The organism is Lachnospira sp. CLA-JM-H23 (assembly GCF_040096425.1).
In the GTDB taxonomy this organism is placed as follows: Bacteria; Bacillota; Clostridia; order Lachnospirales; family Lachnospiraceae; genus Lachnospira; species Lachnospira rogosae.
Window position 1 is genome coordinate 124,152 of record NZ_JBBMET010000001.1, and the last position, 17,990, is coordinate 142,141.

General features: G+C 35.1%; 15 protein-coding genes. 14 read left to right on the forward strand and 1 reads right to left on the reverse strand.

Going from position 1 to position 17,990, the window contains the following annotated elements; translation table 11 throughout:
- The first annotated feature begins 51 nt into the window (after nt 1–51).
- Nucleotides 52–2,037: a hypothetical protein gene (locus WMO42_RS00575; protein ID WP_349191287.1), complete on the forward strand. Its 1,986-nt coding sequence runs from the start codon at nt 52–54 to the stop codon at nt 2,035–2,037.
- A 177-nt stretch (nt 2,038–2,214) separates the two neighbouring features.
- Here WMO42_RS00575 and WMO42_RS00580 read toward each other — a convergent pair whose 3' ends face one another.
- Nucleotides 2,215–4,293, reverse strand: a complete 2,079-nt coding sequence (locus WMO42_RS00580; protein ID WP_349171906.1) for a hypothetical protein — start codon at nt 4,291–4,293, stop codon at nt 2,215–2,217.
- Between the two features lie 199 nt (nt 4,294–4,492).
- Here WMO42_RS00580 and WMO42_RS00585 point away from each other — a divergent pair, with 199 nt between their 5' ends.
- The 13 genes from WMO42_RS00585 (at nt 4,493) to WMO42_RS00645 (ending at nt 17,882) form a co-directional block, all read left to right on the forward strand.
- A complete protein-coding gene (locus WMO42_RS00585) occupies nt 4,493–4,678 on the forward strand; it encodes a hypothetical protein (protein WP_349191289.1) in 186 nt (61 codons plus the stop codon).
- A 151-nt stretch (nt 4,679–4,829) separates the two neighbouring features.
- Nucleotides 4,830–5,900 (forward strand): mannose-1-phosphate guanylyltransferase, encoded by a 1,071-nt coding sequence (locus WMO42_RS00590; RefSeq protein ID WP_022502959.1) that lies wholly within the window; start codon nt 4,830–4,832, stop codon nt 5,898–5,900.
- Between the two features lie 35 nt (nt 5,901–5,935).
- Complete coding sequence (gene gmd / locus WMO42_RS00595; RefSeq protein WP_055175631.1) at nt 5,936–6,964, forward strand: GDP-mannose 4,6-dehydratase; 1,029 nt, start codon at nt 5,936–5,938, stop codon at nt 6,962–6,964.
- Between the two features lie 77 nt (nt 6,965–7,041).
- Nucleotides 7,042–7,980: a GDP-mannose 4,6-dehydratase gene (locus tag WMO42_RS00600; protein WP_349191291.1), complete on the forward strand. Its 939-nt coding sequence runs from the start codon at nt 7,042–7,044 to the stop codon at nt 7,978–7,980.
- Between the two features lie 52 nt (nt 7,981–8,032).
- Nucleotides 8,033–8,809 (forward strand): glucose-1-phosphate cytidylyltransferase, encoded by a 777-nt coding sequence (rfbF, locus tag WMO42_RS00605; RefSeq protein ID WP_022502956.1) that lies wholly within the window; start codon nt 8,033–8,035, stop codon nt 8,807–8,809.
- Between the two features lie 23 nt (nt 8,810–8,832).
- Nucleotides 8,833–9,888, forward strand: a complete 1,056-nt coding sequence (gene rfbG, locus WMO42_RS00610; protein WP_349153680.1) for a CDP-glucose 4,6-dehydratase — start codon at nt 8,833–8,835, stop codon at nt 9,886–9,888.
- Nucleotides 9,889–9,908: 20 nt separating this feature from the next.
- The gene (gene rfbH / locus WMO42_RS00615) at nt 9,909–11,246 is read left to right on the forward strand and encodes a lipopolysaccharide biosynthesis protein RfbH (RefSeq protein ID WP_116443626.1); all 1,338 of its coding nucleotides are present in this window, start codon (nt 9,909–9,911) and stop codon (nt 11,244–11,246) included.
- A 28-nt stretch (nt 11,247–11,274) separates the two neighbouring features.
- The gene (locus tag WMO42_RS00620) at nt 11,275–11,781 is read left to right on the forward strand and encodes a GtrA family protein (RefSeq protein WP_022502953.1); all 507 of its coding nucleotides are present in this window, start codon (nt 11,275–11,277) and stop codon (nt 11,779–11,781) included.
- A 29-nt stretch (nt 11,782–11,810) separates the two neighbouring features.
- Nucleotides 11,811–13,322 carry an aldolase catalytic domain-containing protein gene (locus WMO42_RS00625; protein ID WP_349191293.1) on the forward strand — a complete coding sequence of 504 codons (1,512 nt, stop codon included), beginning with the start codon at nt 11,811–11,813 and terminating at the stop codon, nt 13,320–13,322.
- 25 nt (nt 13,323–13,347) lie between these two features.
- Nucleotides 13,348–13,998: an HAD hydrolase-like protein gene (locus WMO42_RS00630; RefSeq protein ID WP_022502951.1), complete on the forward strand. Its 651-nt coding sequence runs from the start codon at nt 13,348–13,350 to the stop codon at nt 13,996–13,998.
- A 34-nt stretch (nt 13,999–14,032) separates the two neighbouring features.
- On the forward strand, nt 14,033–15,850 hold the full coding sequence (locus WMO42_RS00635) for a thiamine pyrophosphate-binding protein (protein ID WP_022502950.1): 1,818 nt from the start codon (nt 14,033–14,035) through the stop codon (nt 15,848–15,850).
- Nucleotides 15,851–15,965: 115 nt separating this feature from the next.
- On the forward strand, nt 15,966–16,886 hold the full coding sequence (locus WMO42_RS00640; RefSeq protein WP_022502949.1) for an NAD(P)-dependent oxidoreductase: 921 nt from the start codon (nt 15,966–15,968) through the stop codon (nt 16,884–16,886).
- A 39-nt stretch (nt 16,887–16,925) separates the two neighbouring features.
- Nucleotides 16,926–17,882, forward strand: a complete 957-nt coding sequence (locus tag WMO42_RS00645; protein ID WP_022502948.1) for a glycosyltransferase family 2 protein — start codon at nt 16,926–16,928, stop codon at nt 17,880–17,882.
- The last annotated feature ends 108 nt before the right edge of the window (nt 17,883–17,990 follow it).

Sequence of the window (17,990 nt, forward strand, 5' to 3'; positions counted from 1 at the left end):
GGTTGTAATAATAATCAGTAATAAAGAGTTAATAATAGAGAGTTAATAATAATGAATAGTGAGAATAATTTAATAAGAAAAATATTCAGCATAGGCATAGCATATCTTGTTGTATTAGCTGGCATTGAGCTGTATGTATATAAGATAGAGGGCAATCCTGTATACAGTGGAAAGATTACATCAAATATAATTCCATATGCTGTATTTCTTCTTGTGTTCTGCCTGCTGGTATGTATTATTATGAACATTCCGGCAGTAAAGAACAGATTAAAGTTATCAGGCAGTAATAATAAAGTGTACAGTGTTATATCAGCTCTTATTATATTAGTTGTATTCGGCATACTTATAGGCTGTTATCTTAATGAGGTTAATCTGTTTGACGGACCGGCAGCAGATGATTACCTGTATCACGCTAATGAAAAGATTACTGTGATTGCATTGACAGCTATATTTATAATAATGCTTGCTGTTATTAAGAAAGAAAATGCAGTGGTACAACCGGTTAAGAATAAGGTGTATCTGTATTTATTTGCGGTAGTAGCAGGGCTTATATATGCTTATTCATTTTATCTGCCTAATGTGTATTCAACAGATTATAATGTATATCATTTTGATGCGTATTTTAATACAGTGTATTCAGCGGTTAATGGTGTTGCAAGAAGCGGTCTTAATTCAGGTGTGTATGGATATTATGCACTTATATTAGCCCCAATATTAAAGCTTATTGGTGGTGGTATTAATACATTTATGATACTTATGGCAGCCTTGTCAGCATTTTCATATATGGCAGCTGCCTATGTAATAATTGAACTTGTAAGTAACAATGCAGTCAGAATAATGGCGGTTACTGCACTTATTGTTGTTAATTGTTCACTGCATACAGGAGTTTACTTCCAGCTTGTACCACATAGAACATTATTTGCAGGCATAATACTCGCTTATTTATTCTTTGGTGTTAAGAGAAAATACTGTTATAAGCCTGTATATATAATTATTAATGTATGTCTGCTTATGATATCAGTAATATGGAACTTTGAAACAGGCATTGTATACACTATAGCAGTAGCAGCATACTATATTATTGATAATATCAAAAAATATAATTTCAAACAGGCAGGTCTGTATACAAACACATTGATTGTTGTATTGGCACTTATAGGAACAATAGCAGGAGCGTGGGTTATTACAGGAATTATCAATGTTCTTATGGGTGGAAGCTTTATAAGCATTAAGCAGTTCATATTCCCACTTATGAATTCAGACTATTTTGATTATCTTAGATATGAATACCAGAAAGGTATTGTTGCATGGCTTATAACAGCATTTTTTGGATTGTTTTTTATAGGGAATGTCTTCTTTAATTCTAATCTTAATACAGGTGATAAGAATATTGACGACAGCAGATATGATGCCTTTATGGCAGTTGTTGCAGTTATGGCACTTGGGCAGATGACATATTATATTAACCGTACAGCGTATGGTAATCTTACAATTGTTCATTTTACAACAGTGATTATGATTGCTGTATTTGCAGATTACTGTATAAAGAATTACCAGAAGAGCAAGGCAGGATATCTTTCGATACTCTTAAAAGGCTTTGCGGCATTGTCAGCAGGGATACTTCTTGCTATGTGTGCGGCAGGAGTATACAACTATTCATATGTTGAGGGCGGTAATGAACTGTCAGATATGAGAAATACAGAAGTATATAACAGTGAGATACAGCATATAGCGGATGTATGTGCTAAAGACACTAAGGCGATAGGATTTTCAATTCCTATGGTATATTACGAACTTGGCTGGGATAGTGGATATTATTTTATAGACTTTGCAGATTTAGATGTATATCCTCAGTCATTGGAATATTTACAGAATGAACTTGATAACATTGATGAGCCGATAATTATGGATTATAATGCACATTATACTTTAACTGATAAAGGTGTTAATCTTGATAAATTCTATGAACGCTTTGAATTATCAGATGAATTTACAGTAGGCTCAGCAGTGCTTGAATACTGGGTTCCAGTTAATTAATAATAGAGGTTAAATTATTAATTGGTTATGTCCGGTTAAAATATTTTGTTGCGTTTTAAACATTATAATAACTATAAAATACCCCTTATATATTGGGTGTATGACCAGAAGATAGAAATCTTACTGGCTGTATTTCCAATATATAAGGGGATTTTATTGATATAAGATTTATTCCAGCTATTTCCTGTTAATATGCACATTCTTTAATATCAGGCTGTAGCCGTCTTTTTTGAAGCATTTAATTATTAAATCAGAAGTATCATTAACTTCGATATTATTAATTATAGTTTCATTATCTGTTGAGGCAGAAGCCTTGGCAATAACACTGTCATCAGCAAGGTTACATATTTCAAAATAAGTATCTGAATTATTGTCATCAGATGAGTAGTTTATTGTAACGGAATATGTTCCTTTTTCAACACCAGGAAGTGTCATATTCATAATGTTGCCAGAAACAGTATCATCAGCGACAAGATAGCCATTACTGTCAAGTTCAGCCCATCCAATATCAACGCCTTCTGAATACATAAAATTAATATTTTTGGTACAGTTATTATCGAATGCAGTTAAATCAAAAGGATTGATTTCTGATACATATATAAGATAATCGCCGTAATTATTAACAAAAGTATATTTGTTAACTATAAATTCAGGAAGTGTTGTCAAATCATCAAGTGTTGTGATAAGCACGGTTCTTCCTGTCCACTGGCTGTTTTCATCATAATAAAGATAATCGCCCCAGCGGTTGCTTCTCTGATAAGTATCATCAGTAAGTGTTCTGTATACAAGATTAAGATCCATTATTCTGAAATTTCTTGCATCTATCTGCATTTGCGCAGAAGTTGTACCCCATACATATGCTATAGGAACATCAAGAGTATCGACTTCTTCAAGAAGAGGAACAAGAGTATCGGAGTCTATAGTCTTTTCGTGATAGAGCCTGAATAATCCAACGCTTTCACATAAGAGCACGAATGATATTGCAAATGTAATGAGTGCTTTAAATATATGCTCATCACTGAGCTTATTAATAGCCTTTAAGCATATTACAATCTGCATAAGGTATACAATAATAAGGTAGCGGTATTCAAAAAAATATCCATCATATAAAGTATAAGAGAATATGAATATTGCGATATTAACTAATATTATTGTATATGGAATTATCTCTGTAAAGTCGATATCCTTCTGTTTTATTTCTTTAATAATGCGTTTAACAGATATTACCATAAGAATTAATATGAATAATATAAAGCCTATGGATAATATCTGGATTATTCCCCTGAATGAGAAAAGGCTTGTTGTTGTTTCAATAGAAATTCCACACAGTAATTGCAGATATCCCATTATAAGACTTCCTATGTTGTGCCAGAATTCATATATACCTGTTAATACCATAGAGCTTTCTTTAGACTGGAAAACAAATATATGACCTGATATGGCTTTGCAGGCAAATGTTAATACAAGCTGTGCCATAGTAAATATAAAGCCATAGTCTTTAAGCACCTTTAAAGAATTCTTATAGATAATCTTAAAGACATAGTAGAACACACAAGGAACTAATATTGTAATAGCAACATATATTCCACTTGAAATTGCTGTAAGCATAGAGAAAAGTGTTGCAAATACAATTGATATATATAATTTGATATTGTTGTGCGATACATTTTCTGAGCCAGCCTGTAAAGCTTTATTATTACGGTGTTCTAACTGTACGACAACCCATAATAAAAGAAGCATAGTTATTATCTTTACGCTGTAAGAGCCCTGCTCGCCAAGAACCATTGCAAAATAAGAAAGGTTGTTATCTATGAAATGGTCTGGTGTCATAAATGGACATAAAAGGAAGATAAATCCAAGAGCAATCTCAAAAGCGGATAATTTGAATTCCTTTAATAGGTTATAGAATATAACAGCTATTACAACATCAAGTATAATATTGGCGATTCCAAATCCGAGAAAGATATTTCCTGTAATGCCGTAGAAAAGTGCGGCAAGCGGAGTCGGTGAATCAAGACCAAGAGTAGTTGTCAGTGCAAAGGTTGATGGAACTAAAGATTTACATCTCCATATTTCAACAGCCTGCAGATAAGCTGATGAAGCATCAAATCCAAGGTGATGTTCAAGTTCAAATAAGTTACTGTAAATAATTATTGCAGACTGTACAACAATAACGAACAGCATAAAAATAAAAATGATACCCTTAGGTGTTATTTTATTATCCTTTTTGAACTGGTTAATTAAGTTATATGACATACATTATCTCCTATTATTTATAGAATATAAAAGCTTTAATGCCAGTTGGCGTTGCTGGAAAGCTAATGATTTATTATATAATATCATATAGAAAATGTCTAATAAAACAGATACATATTGTTGAATAATAAAGTCCAGTTTGATAAAATTATTATAAATATAATTAATTAAGGGAATAGTGAACTGATGAAAGATAGACTTGGCAGTGTGTGCAGGCGTTAAAGAGCAAAATCCAGATAAGGGGCTTATGACACAAGAAAGAACTGCCCAATGGGAGAATGATAAAGAGTTTATTGGAATGATAGAGAGCCAGCTTACAGAAAAGCTTGGCATTTCACCAATTGTAAGTAATGATGGCACATTAAGTTTCTACAAGTTAAGATAATGTTATGCAAAGACCATAATTCAGTGAATATAAAGCCAGGAAAAATTGACAAATAGGGTCTGTTGGGATATAATTTTAAAGCTTATAGAAAGGCGTAGTGTGCCTATATTGAAACGTTAAATATTCAGTTATTTAAGAAATGAGGTATATCATGAAAAAAACAGCATTGATAATGGCAGGTGGAAAAGGCGAGAGATTTTGGCCAAGGAGTAGAGTGAACCTTCCAAAGCAGTTCTTGTCATTAACAGATGACGGTAAGACGATGATTCAGCTTACGGTGGAAAGAATAAGTCCATTAGTTGACATTAAAGATGTATATATTGCAACAAATGCTAATTATAGAGAGCTTGTTAAAGAACAGCTTCCAGGTATTCCAGAAGAGAATATTCTCTGTGAACCAATAGGAAGAAATACAGCACCTTGTATAGGTCTTGGAGCGGTACACGTTGCATCTAAATATGATGATGCAGTTATGATAGTTCTTCCATCAGATCATCTTATTAAGCATAATGATATATTTAAAGATACATTTGTTAATGCCTGTGAGGTTGCTGAGAGCGGAGCTAATCTTGTAACAGTAGGTATTACACCTAATTATCCAGAGACGGGCTATGGCTATATCAAATATAATAAGGATAACAAGGAAGGTGTGAGCTATTCAGTTGAAAAGTTTGTTGAAAAGCCAGACCTTGAAACAGCCAAGTCATATCTTGAAGATGGTTCTTATCTTTGGAATTCAGGTATGTTCGTATGGAAGGTTTCAACAATACTTGACTGTTTTAAGAGCTTTATGCCATCAACATATGATGGACTTATGAAGATTAAGGCTTCTGTTGGAACAGCTGATTATCAGGCTACACTTGAGAAAGAGTTCCCTGACCTTGAATCACAGTCAGTAGATTATGGAATTATGGAAAAGGCTGATGATATATATACATTAGCTGGTAATTTTGGCTGGGATGATGTTGGCTCTTGGCTTGCAGTCGGTAGAATTAAAGAGAACAATGAAGATGGCAATGTTGTCAACGGCAATGTTGTTACTGTTAATACAAAGAACTGTGTAATTGAAGGAGCAGACAAGCTTATAGCAACAGTAGGCTTAAGAGATATGATTGTTGTTGATACTAAAGATGCGACACTTATTTCAACTAAAGAGAATGCTGGAGAGATAAAGAAAGTCCTTGCAAGTTTAAGAGAAGCAGGAAAGAATGAATATTTATAAAATATGCAGACTAAATTAAAGAATGGAGTAGAATTATGAAAAATGCATTAATTACAGGTATTACAGGACAGGACGGCTCTTATTTAGCAGAACTTCTTCTTGAAAAAGGCTATAACGTATATGGCCTTATGAGAAGAAAGAGTGTCGTTGATTACGGTAATGTAGACCATATTAAGGATAAGATACATTTTATATATGCAGATATGCAGGATATCGTATCATTAATATCAGCTATGAGAATATCACAGGCAGATGAGGTATATAATCTTGCTGCACAGTCTTTTGTAGCTACATCATGGGATACACCTTGTACAACAGCAGATATTGATGCTATCGGTGTAACTAATATGCTTGAAGCTATCAGAATAGTTAAGCCAGAGTGCAGATTTTATCAGGCATCAACATCAGAGATGTTTGGTAAGGTACAGGCAATCCCTCAGACAGAGGATACACCTTTCTATCCAAGAAGCCCATATGGAGTGGCAAAGCTTTATGGACACTGGATTACTAAGAATTATAGAGAAAGTTATGATATGTATGCCTGCTCAGGAATTCTTTTTAACCATGAATCAGAAAGAAGAGGAAAAGAGTTTGTTACAAGAAAAATTACTAATGCTGTAGCACGTATTAAGTTAGGCCTTCAGGATCATGTTGAACTTGGTAACCTTGATGCTAAGAGAGACTGGGGTCATTCAAAGGATTATGTAAGAGCTATGTGGTTACTTTTACAGCAGGAAGAGCCAGATGATTATGTAATCGCTACTAATGAGACAAGAACAGTAAGAGAATTTGCCAAGACAGCATTTGCTGCGGCAGGAATTGAAGTTGAGTTCGAGGGCGAAGGCGTTAATGAGATAGCAAAGGATAAGGCAACAGGTAAGGTTGTACTTAAGGTTAATCCGGACTTCTTCAGACCAGCAGAGGTTGAACTTCTTATTGGTAACCCAGCTAAGGCAGAAGCAAAGCTTGGCTGGAAGAGAGAGATTTCTTTCCAGGAATTAGTTGAGAGAATGGTTAAGAATGACCTTGAATTAGTAAAGAAAGAAGCAGAAGCTAATAACTAATAAATGTTAAATGTTACGAGGAGTCAGGGCAGAGATTCTGTCCTGACAATATTTGATTATCAGAAATGAGGTAATATATGAAAGCATTAGTAATTGGCGGAGGCGGTTTTGTCGGTCCATATCTTGTAAGACATATTACTGATGATTGTGGATACGAGGTTACAGTTACTAAGACAGAGAAAGAACAGCTTGTTATGGATAATGCAGTTGTTAAGAATCTCGATATTCTTGACATTGGACAGATAGTAGGATTGCTTAAGGCTGAACAGCCTGATTATATATTTCATCTTGCTGCACAGTCATCAGTTGCATATTCGTGGAAGAATCCAACGCTTACAATTGATGTTAATATAAAAGGCTGTGTTAATCTTCTTGATGCTGTAAGACAGCTTGATAAAAAGCCAAGAGTACTTCTTATAGGTTCAGGTGAAGAATACGGACATATCAAAGAGGGTGAATGTCCGATTGTTGAAGATAATACAGTTCGTCCAGGTAATATATATGCCGCTACAAAGGCATGCCAGAATATGTTGGGAAAGATATATTCTGATGCTTATGGCCTTGATATAATGATGGTAAGGGCATTTAACCATATAGGTCCTAACCAGACACCTATGTTTGTTGTAGCTGATTTCTGCAAGCAGGTTGCAGATATTGAGAAAGGCAGACAGGAGCCAGTTATATATGTTGGTAATCTAAGTGCCAAGAGAGATTTTACAGATGTAAGAGATGTAGTAAAGGCCTATGCACTTCTTGTTGAACACGGCAGACGTGGAGAAACATATAATGTAGGAACTGGACACGCAATTGCAATCAGTCAGATACTTGATGAGATAGTAGCAATGTCTGATACAGCCATTGAGGTTAAGGTTGATGAGAATAAGCTACGCCCTGTAGATGTTCCAATTATAGAACCTGACATAGACAAGATTAAGAGTGAAGTCGGCTGGCAGCCGGTTATTTCATTAGAGCAGACTCTTAGAGAAACACTTGAGCATTGGAGAAGTGTGGATTGATGAAAAATATAAAAGGATATTAAATATACTTAAAAAAGACTGGAGGAACAGTATGAAGGTTGTATTATTAGCTGGTGGTTTCGGAACAAGAATAAGTGAAGAAAGCCAGTTTAAGCCAAAGCCAATGATTGAGATTGGCGGTAAGCCAATTCTTTGGCATATTATGAAAGAATATGAATATTATGGATTTAATGAATTTATTATATGTGCTGGTTATAAGCAGTATGTAATAAAGGAATGGTTCGCTGATTATTTCCTTCATAATAGTGATATTACATTTGACTTTACTAAAGGTTCTAATGATATGATAATCCACGAACAGCATTGTGAGCCTTGGAAGGTAACTGTAGTTGATACAGGACTTAATACTATGACAGGTGGAAGAATTAAGAGAGTACAGAAGTATGTAGGTAATGAACCTTTCCTTATGACTTATGGTGATGGCGTATGTGATGTTGATATATCAAAGCTTGTAGAGTTCCATAAGGAACACGGAAAGATTGCTACTCTTACATCAGTTATGCTTGAACAGCAGAAGGGTGTTCTTGATATTGGCGGAGATAATGCTGTTAAGTCTTTCAGAGAGAAGAGTGTTATGGATGGTGCACCAATCAATGCTGGTTATATGGTACTTAATCCTGAAATATTTGATTATATTGAAGGTGATAACACAGTATTTGAGAAAGATCCACTTGAGAAGCTTGCTAAGGAAGGACAACTTATGTCTTATATGCACAATGGCTTCTGGCAGTGTATGGATAACAAGAGAGAAATGGATATGCTTGAGAAGTATCTTAGCACAGGAACAGCTCCTTGGAAAAAATGGTAATTATTATCAGGAAGGGATAAGATATAAAGATGGATTTAAGTTTTTATAAAGGCAAAAAAGTTCTTGTTACAGGACATACAGGATTTAAGGGTTCTTGGCTTTGCAGAATTCTTGTAAAAGCAGGAGCAGAGGTTACAGGATATTCACTTGAAGCACCTACGGATCCTAATCTTTTTTCAATGGCAGACGTTGAGAACAATATTAATTCTGTTATAGGTGATATAAGAGATTTAGCACATTTAAAGGAAGTGTTTAAGGAAGTACAGCCTGAGATAGTATTACATCTTGCTGCACAGCCTATTGTAAGGGATTCATATAAAGACCCTGTATACACTTATGAAACTAATGTTATGGGTACAGTTAATATATGTGAATGTGTAAGACTTAACCCTTGTGTTAAATCATTCCTTAATGTAACTACTGATAAGGTATACCATAATAATGAATGGGCATGGGGTTATAGAGAAAATGAACCACTTGACGGATATGATCCATATTCTAACAGTAAATCCTGCTCAGAGCTTGTTACACACAGTTATATCAATTCATTCTTCAATGATATGGATGTATCTGTATCAACAGCAAGAGCTGGTAATGTAATCGGCGGCGGTGATTTTGCCAATGACAGAATTGTGCCAGATTGTGTAAGAGCAGCTATTAAGAAGGAAGATATAGTTGTACGTAACCCACATTCAACAAGACCATACCAGCACGTATTAGAACCACTTGCAGCTTATCTTATGATAGCTATGGAACAGTTCAAAGATAAGAAGTATGCTGATTTCTATAACGTAGGTCCAGATGAAAGCGATTGTATAACAACAGGAGTTCTTGTAGACACATTTTGTAATAAATGGGGCGAAGGACTTAAATGGGTTAACAAGTATGACGGAGGTCCACACGAGGCTAATTTCTTAAAGCTTGACTGCTCTAAGTTAAAGACAACATTTGGCTGGAAACCACGCTGGAACTTTGATACAGCTATTGAAAAGTCAGTTGAATGGTCAAAGGTATATGCGGCTAATGGCGATGTAGTTAAATGTATGGATATGCAGATAGACGAATTCTTTGCAGAATAATTAATTATGGAGGATAAATAATGTTTGATAATAAGAATGAATTAGAAGCAAGAGAAGAAATTCTTGCAATGGTAGATGAGTACTGCAAGAAGTATCATAACCAGAAACAGTACAAAGAGGGAGACAGAATATCATACGCAAGCCGTGTGTATGACAGCAAGGAAATGATGAATCTTGTTGATTCAGCACTTGAATTCTGGCTTACATCAGGACGTTATACAGATGAGTTTGAAAAGAAGCTCGGTGAATACCTTAATGTAAAGTATGTATCAGTTGTCAACTCAGGTTCATCAGCTAACCTTAACGCATTTATGGCACTTACATCACCACTTCTTGGTGAGAGAAGAATTAACAGAGGTGATGAGATTATCACTGTTGCTGCTGGTTTCCCAACTACAGTTACTCCAGCTATCCAGTATGGTGCAGTTCCTGTATTTGTAGACGTTACAATTCCACAGTACAATATTGATGTAACAAAGCTTGAAGAAGCATATTCAGATAAGACAAAAGCTGTTATGATTGCACATACACTTGGTAATCCATTTGATTTATCAGCAGTTAAGGAATTCTGTGATAAGCACAATCTCTGGTTAGTAGAAGATAACTGTGATGCACTTGGTTCAAAATATACAATTAATGGAGAAGAGAAGTTCACAGGTACAATCGGTGATATAGGAACAAGCAGCTTCTATCCTCCACACCATATGACAATGGGTGAAGGTGGTGCCGTATATACTAACAACCCACTTCTTAACAAGTGTATCCGTTCATTCAGAGACTGGGGACGTGACTGCGTATGTCCTTCTGGTAAGGATAATCTCTGTGGACACAGATTTGATAAGCAGTATGGCGAGCTTCCATTAGGATATGACCATAAGTATGTATATTCACATTTTGGTTATAATCTCAAGGCAACAGATATGCAGACAGCAGTAGGCTGTGCACAGCTTGAGAAGTTCCCTTCATTTGTTGAGAGAAGAAGACATAACTTTGACAGATTAAGAGCAGCACTTGCTGATATTGAAGATAAGGTAATTCTTCCAGTTCCTTGTGATAATTCAAGACCAAGCTGGTTTGGTTTCCTTATTACAGTAAAAGAAGGTCTTGACAGAAAGGCAATCGTAGAATATATCGAAAGCCACGGTGTCCAGACAAGAAACCTCTTTGCTGGTAACCTTATAAAGCACCCTTGCTTTGATGAGATGAGAGCAACAGGAGAAGGCTACAGAGTAGTAGGAACTCTTGACAACACAGACAGAATTATGAGAGATACATTCTGGGTAGGTGTATATCCAGGAATGACAGATGAGATGATTGATTATATGGCTAAGACAATCAAGGAAGCTGTTAATCAGTAATTTATGGTCATAAGGAAAGTACATTAATATGGGTAAGACAATATACGGTTTTATTGAAAAAATTTATATGTTTTTTGTTGAGCTGCTTTTTAAGATTATCAAAAAGGACTTAACAGACAAGAAAAGACAGACATTCAAGGAATTCTTACAGTTTGGATTAGTAGGTGTGTCTAATACAATTATTTCTTATTTACTTTATGTTGTAACACTTTTGCTTGTATCTAAGAGCGGTGTAAAGTTTGATTATATCATTGCGAACATTGTTTCCTGGTTACTTAGTGTTCTTTGGTCATTTTACTGGAATAACAAGTTTGTATTTAAGAAAGAAGAAGGCGAAAAAAGAAATATATGGGCAGCATTATTTAAGACATATGTTTCTTATGGATTTACAGGATTGATTCTTAATAATATATTATCAGTATTGTGGGTATCAGTTCTTCATATAAGCAAGATGTTAGCACCTATTATTAATCTTGTTATAAGTATTCCTATCAACTTCTTTATGAATAAGCTTTGGGCATTTGGCAAAAAGTAATTAACTAATTATGATGGAAGGTAAGTAACTTGGGTAGAATTCAGCTATTAGATTGTACATTACGAGATGGTGGATATGTTAATGACTGGAATTTCGGTCATAATAATTTAATAAGTATATTTGAAAGGCTTGTAAATGCCAGAATTGATATAGTAGAAGTTGGATTTATTGATGAAAGAAGAAAGTTCGACATCAATAGAAGTATCCTTCCTGATACCAGAAGCTTTGAAGAAGTATATGGTAAATGTAACCATAAAGATACTATGGTTGTAGGTATGATAGACTACGGTACTTGTAGTCTGTCTAACCTTCAGCCTTGTAATGAGTCCATATTAGATGGAATAAGGGTAATATTTAAAAAAGATAAGAGAAAAGAAGCTGTTGAATACTGTGCCAAGGTAAAAGCACTTGGTTATAAGGTATTTGTACAGCTTGTTTCAATTACAAGCTATAATGATGAAGAATTGCAGGATTTAATAAAGCTTGCTAATGATATAGAGCCATATGCAGTATCAATGGTTGACACATATGGTCTGTTGCAGAAGGATAGTCTTTTGCATTATTTTTATATGCTTGATGAGGGGTTAAAGGAAAATATAAGTCTTGGATACCATTCGCACAATAATTTCCAGAGAGCATTTGCTAATTGTCAGGAAATGCTTCTATGTAATACGAAAAGAGATGTACTTGTAGATGCTACAGTATATGGGATGGGGAAAAGTGCAGGTAATTGTCCGATAGAGCTTCTGGCTATGCACCTTAATGATTATTATAATAAGAATTATGATATAAGCCAGATTTTGGAAGCCTTGAACTGTAATATTATGGATATTTACAGAACTAAGCCTTGGGGCTATAATATGTTCTTTTATATGGCGGCATTTAACAGCTGTCATCCAAGCTATGTTTCATATCTTATGGATAAGGAAAACTTATCAATAAGGCAGATTAATGAAATATTATCTGAACTTGCTAAGAGTGAAGATAAGCAGCTTATGTATGATGAGCAGTTTATAAAGCAGTTATATGATAATTACAAGAAAATAATTACAGATATTTCAGATGAATCATATAATAATTTAAAGAAAGATTTATATAATCAGAATATCATTATAAAAAGTGCTGGGGTTAATCAGGATATTATGGTTAAGCCTGATGTAGATGACAGCAAAGTAACAGTATCAGATGATAACAGAATTTATAAGGGAACGGTAATATGGGTTAACAGTCTTGCTAAAGATATTACGATATCGTTTGACAGTCTGACTGATAAAGGCATAGATGATAAATCAGACCAGCTGGATGAGTATGTATTTATCAGTGACAGTAAAAGCTATGTTAATCTGTCATCACAGTTATCAGACAGACCAGATACAGTAAAGATTATTACATTAAGTGATGTTACGCCTAATAATGGTGACCATTTTGATTATGTATTTGATAAAGAAGAATTCAAGAATATTACTGGCTCAGATGAAGCTGGTGATAATTCATTATATATATTAAAGTTGATTTTAGGAAAATGCGGTTTTATCATATAAATATCACAAGAAAAAGGAAATAACTATGGGAAAATATGAGATAGCGGTATTTGATGTAGACGGAACACTTCTTGATACAACAGAAGGGGTTCTTGCATCAGTAAAATATACAATAGATAAGATGGGATTTGAGCCATTAAGTGAGGATGTTTTAAAGACATTTATCGGACCACCAATTCAGGACTCATTCGCTAAAGCATATAATCTTAGTGGAGATATATTACAGGACATTGCAACCTGTTTTAGAAACAGATATAAGGATTATGAGCTTCTTAAGGCAGTTCCATATGATGGAATATATGAAGTGTTTGACAAGCTTATGGAAAGAAATGTAAAGCTTGCGGTAGCAACTTATAAAAGACAGGATTATGCTGAGGCAATTTTAAAGCATTTTGGATTTGATAAGTATACTAATATATTATATGGTGCTGACCATAATAATAAGTTAAAAAAGGTTGATATTATTGAGAAATGTATGGTTGACTTAGGAGTTACTGATTATTCTAATGCAGTTATGATTGGTGACAGCAGTCATGATGCTATCGGTGCAGAAAAGATTGGCATGGATTTCATAGGTGTAACTTATGGATTTGATTTCAGGGCACCAGAAGATGTATACAAGTTCAAGGCAGTAGGAGCGGCGGCAATGCCTTTAGACCTGCTTAATTTAATATAAAGATAGAATATTATTAAAAGGATGGATAAACATTATGAGAATGAAAGTTGCAAAATATATATCAGAATTCTTTGTTAAGCAGGGTGTAACCGATATGTTTATGATAACTGGTGGAGCAGCTATGCACCTTAATGATGCATTTGGACATCAGGAAGGCTTAAAGATTACTTATAATCATCACGAACAGGCTTGTACAATTGCTGCAGAAGGTTATACAAGACAGACAGGAAAGATTGCTCCTGTATGTGTAACTGGTGGTCCTGGCGGAACTAATGCAATTACAGGTGTATTCGGTGCATATGTTGATTCTATTCCAATGTTTGTTGTTACCGGACAGGCTAAAAGAGAGACAACAGTATGGTCAACTAACCTTCCGCTTCGTCAGCTTGGTGATCAGGAAGTTAATATTACATCAGCAGTATCTACTATGACTAAGTATGCCAAGATGATTACAGATCCTATGAGTATAAGAAAAGAAGTTGAGAAGGCTTGGTTTCTTATGCTTAATGGACGTCCGGGTCCGGTATGGCTCGATATTCCTGGCGATGTTGCCTCAACATTTATTGAAACAGACGATTTAGAGGGCTTTGACAAGCAGGGTTATATTGATGAGCACTGGGCATCATTTAATCAGGATAATCCGGTATATGATGAACAGTATACTAAGGATGTGCTTGCGAAGATTAAAGAAGCTAAAAGACCTGTAATACTTGCAGGAACAGCTATAAGACACGCTAACCAGCAGAATGAATTCATTAAATGTATAGATAAGCTTGGAATTCCAGTTGTTACAGCGTGGGACGCACACGATATTATATGGGATGAGCACCCATTATATTGTGGAAGACCTGGTACAGTAGGTACAAGGGCAGGTAATTTCATAGTTCAGAACGCAGATTTACTTATTGTATTAGGCTGTAGAATGAATATTCGTATGATAGGATATAATTTTGGCGATTTTGGCAAAAATGCTTATAAGATAGTTGTAGATATAGATGCTGCAGAGCTTAATAAGCCAACAGTGAAGGTTGATTATCCTGTTCACGCAGATTTAAGAGATTTCTTCAAGTCTGTTAATGAGGCAGAATATGAGAAGAATGACAGCCATAAGGAATGGGTTGACTGGTGCAGACAGTTAGATAAGAAGTATCCAGCGACACTTCCAGAATATTATGAAGATAAAGACGGCTTAAATCCATATGTATTCACAACAAAGTTATTTGAGGAATTAAATGAAGATGACAGTGTTGTGTGCAGTAATGGTGCGGCGTGTGTTATAACATTTCAGGCGGCTGATATTAAGAAGGGTCAGAGATTATATACTAATTCGGGTTGTGCGGCAATGGGTTATGGACTTCCAGCAGCAGTAGGAGCAAGCGTGTCAGAACCAGATAAGAGAATTATCTGTGTTGAGGGTGATGGAAGCTTTATGATGAATATGCAGGAGTTACAGACTATTGTATACAATAATCTTGATATCAAGATATTCCTTATTAATAATAATGGATATCATTCTATCAGACAGACACAGACTAATCTGTTTAAGGGACAGCCATATGTAGGAATTGGTGGAGGATATGGTCTTAGCACACCAGACTTCTCAAGAGTAATACCAGCTTTTGATATTCCTTATTACAGAATAGACAGACTTGATGGCATTAATGAAACTATAGATGAAGTTATTAACCATAAGGGTCCTGTATTCTGTGAGGTAGTTGTAGACTGGCACCAGAATTTTGCACCAAAGTCAAGTTCAAAGGTACTTCCAGACGGAAAGATAGTATCAGCGGCAGTTGATGATATGGCACCATTCCTTGACAGGGAAGAATATGAAAGCAATCATCTTGCATAACTGTAATTGATAATTTATAATCATTCATTGGGACAGCGTAAATATCAGTAATGATAGTCTTGCTGTCCCATATCAGGATAAATATAGAAACCAGTATATAGAAATGGGGATTTTAATGAAAAGAGCGGTAATTACAGGACCTACAGGTTCTATTGGATTAGCACTGATTAATGAACTTGTATCTAACGGAGTAGAGGTTGTTGCTGTTGTAAGACCGGGTTCAAGACGTGCAGACAGAATTAAGACAAGTGATATGGTAAAGCGTGTTGACTGCGATTTGTCAGAGCTTAATAAACTGCCAGAGCTTATTCGAGAGGGAGCTGATGTGTTCTATCATTTTGGCTGGGACGGAACATTTGGCAACAGCAGAAATAATATGTATGGACAAAATCTTAATGTAAAATATGCACTTGATGCGGTTGAAGCTGCTTTTGCACTTGGCTGTGATACTTTTATAGGTGCTGGTTCACAGGCTGAATATGGCAGATATGAAGGCTCTTTGAATGAGAGTGTTCCTGCATTTCCTGAAAATGGTTATGGGATTGCCAAGTTATGTGCTGGACAGATGACAAGAATTGCCTGTAAGCAGAAGGGAATGCGTCATATATGGACAAGGATACTTAGCATATATGGTCCTTATGATGGTGAGAATACAATGGTTATGAGCACTATTTATAAGCTTCTTAATTCAGAAAAGCCATCTTGTACTAAGGGTGAGCAGATGTGGGATTTCCTTTATTCAAAGGATGCAGCATTAGCAATGAGATTACTTGGTGAGAAAGGTACAGACGGTAGAACATACTGCATAGGAAGCGGTAAAGCAAGACCGTTAAAAGAATATATTGATATTATAGGACAAAATGCCAATAAAAATGTCACAATAGGATATGGAGATATTCCATATGGTCCTTTACAGGTAATGTACTTGTGTGCAGATATTACAGCGTTAAGAGAAGACACTGGATTTGAGCCAAGGTATTCTTTTGAAGATGGTATAAAAGAGACAATAGAATGGTGTAGAACACAGAATTTATAATATCTTAGATGTAATAAAGAAGTAAGAATGGAGATTAAGATGAAGAAGATTAGTATTATGGTACCTTGTTATAATGAGGAAGAAAATGTTATACCTCTCAGCGAAGCGTTGATAGAGATGTTTGCAAAGGATCTGCCACAGTATGATTATGACATAACATTTATTGATAACGACTCAACTGATACAACAAGAGTTAAGTTAAGACAGTTATGTGAGGGTAATAAGAAGATTAAGGCAATATTTAATGCTAAGAATTTTGGACAGTTTAATTCTCCATATTATGGTATTATTAATACAGATGGCGATTGTACAATACCAGTATGTGCAGACTTTCAGGACCCTATTGATGTAATTCCAAGACTTGTAGCAGAATGGGAAAAGGGCTATAAGATAGTATGTGCAGTAAAGTCAAGCAGTAAAGAAAGCAAGATAATGTATTTCTTAAGAACCTGTTATTACAAGCTTATTAAAAAAATGTCTTCTGTTGAACAGATAGAGCATTTTACAGGTTTTGGTTTATATGACAAGTCATTTGTACAGGTTATGAGGGACTTGAAAGATCCAATCCCATTTTTAAGAGGTGTTGTTGGAGAATTAGGGTTTAAGAGAACTGAGATTGAGTATACACAGGCACAGAGAAGAGCAGGAAAGACACATAATAATTTCTTTACCCTTTATGATGCTGCAATGTTAAGCTTTACATCATATACTAAGCTTGGATTAAGACTTGCAACATTTGTTGGTGGATTCTTTGGTCTTGTCAGCATAATTGTTGGAATTGTATACCTTGTTCTTAAGCTTGTATACTGGAACAGATTTACAGCTGGGATGGTTCCTCTTATTCTCCTTGTCAGCATATTAGGTTCATTACAGCTTATATTCATAGGTCTTATGGGAGAATATATATTAAGTATGAACCAGCGACTTATGAACAGACCATTAGTTGTTGAGGAAGAAAGATTAAATTTTGATGATGCTGATAAGTCAGATAAGTAATAGCTGATTAACAAGATAAGCAGTATCATCTAAATTACTGGATATATAGTAGGAATAATATCAGATAATATATTAAATAATTAAGCCACGTCAGAGGAAATGTTCCTG